The sequence below is a fragment of the Bradyrhizobium sp. CCBAU 11386 genome (assembly GCF_028128955.1).
Lineage (GTDB): Bacteria > Pseudomonadota > Alphaproteobacteria > Rhizobiales > Xanthobacteraceae > Bradyrhizobium.
In genome coordinates this window covers 7,913-9,649 of the sequence record NZ_LBKA01000021.1, presented here as the reverse complement: position 1 = coordinate 9,649, position 1,737 = coordinate 7,913, and the positions used below count along the sequence as shown (strand labels likewise).

Here is a 1,737-nt window from a genome sequence, read left to right as displayed (position 1 = left end):
CGGCGGGATTGCCGAGATCCACATAGCCGGTGGTGCCATTCAGCGCCACCGCATTGCCGTACTTCCCCGCCGTCGTGAAGGTCGCGCCGTTCACGAGCGTGCCCGTGATGCCGTGGCCCGTTGCATCGGCCGTCGAGGTGCCGGTGGACTCGTTGAAGGCGTAGCCGGCGGCGTAACTACCGGTGAAGAACGCCGGACCCAGCAGGGTGGCGCCGTCATAGACCTGCACCGAACTGACCCCACCGGCATCGCTCACCGTGCCTGACAGGCCCAAAGTGTTGTCCTTGGTCGTGCCGCCACTCGTGATGGTGGGGGTCGCGCCCGTATCCGTGTTGATCGTCGTGCTGATCGTCTCGGTCGGCGGCGTCGTATCGACCTGCCCCGTGTTGACCGTTGCCGTCACCGCAGACGTCGTCGTGGTGTTGCCCGCAGTGTCAGTAGCCTTGGCAGTAAAGCTGTGGCTGCCGTCAGGAAGCGCAGCCGTCGTGTAACTCCAGTTGCCCGCGCTGATTGTCGCCGGACCCAGCAGGGTGGCGCCGTCATAGACCTGCACCGAGCTGACCCCATTGGCATCGCTCACCGTACCAGACAAGCCCAGGGTGTTATCCTTGGTCGTGCCGCCGCTCGTGATGGTGGCGGTCGCGCCCGTATCCGTGGTGATCGTCGTGCTGATCGCCGCGGTCGGCGGTGTCGTGTCGACCTTCGCCGTCACCGCAGATGTCGTCGTGGTGTTGCCCGCATTGTCAGTGGCCTTGGCGGTGAAGCTGTGGCTGCCGTCAACAAGCGCAACCGTTGTGTAACTCCAGTTGCCCGAGCTGATGGTCGCCGGACCCAGCAGGGTGGCACCGTCATAGACCTGCACCGAGCTGACCCCACCGGCATCGCTCACCGTGCCTGACAGGCCCAGGGTGTTGTCCTTCGTCACACCCCCGCTGCTGATGGTGGGGCTCGCGCCCGTATCCGTGTTGATCGTCGTGCTGATCGTCTCGGTCGGCGGCGTCGTATCGATCTGCCCCGTGTTGACCGTCGCCGTCACCGCAGCCGTCGTCGTGGTGTTGCCCGCATTGTCAGTGGCCTTGGCGGTGAAGCTGTGGCTGCCGTCAGGAAGCGCTGCCGTTGTGTAACTCCAGTTGCCCGAGCTGATTGTAGCCAGACCCAGCAGGGTGGTGCCGTCATAGATCTGCACCGAGCTGACCCCATGGGCATCGCTCACCGTGCCTGACAGGCCCAGGGTGTTGTCCTTGGTCGTGCCGCCGCTGGTGATGGTGGGGGTCGCGCCCGTATCCGTGGTGATCGTCGTGCTGATCGTCTCGGTCGGCGGCGACGTGTCCACTGTCGCCGTCACCGCAGACGTGGTCGTGGTATTGCCTGCATTGTCAGTGGCCTTGGCGGTAAAGCTGTGGCTGCCGTCAAGAAGCGCAGCCGTCGTGTAACTCCAGTTGCCTGAGCTGATGGTCGCCGGACCCAGCAGGGTGGCGCCGTCATAGATCTGCACCGAACTGACCCCACCGGCATCGCTCACCGTGCCTGACAGGCCCAGGGTGTTGTCCTTGGTCGTGCCACCACTCGTGATGGTGGCGGTCGCGCCCGTATCCGTGGTGATCGTCGTGCTGATCGTCGCGGTCGGCGGCGTCGTATCGACCTGCCCCGTGTTGACCGTTGCCGTCACCGCAGACGTGGTCGTGGTGTTGCCCGCATTGTCAGTCGCCTTGGCGGTGAAGCTGTGGCTGCCGTCAG

General features: G+C 65.1%; 1 protein-coding gene. It reads right to left on the bottom strand.

What is annotated here, in order from left to right; genetic code table 11:
- On the bottom strand, nucleotides 1-1,737 hold a 1,737-nt coding region (locus XI09_RS05610), incomplete at both ends, for an Ig-like domain-containing protein (RefSeq protein ID WP_271565992.1).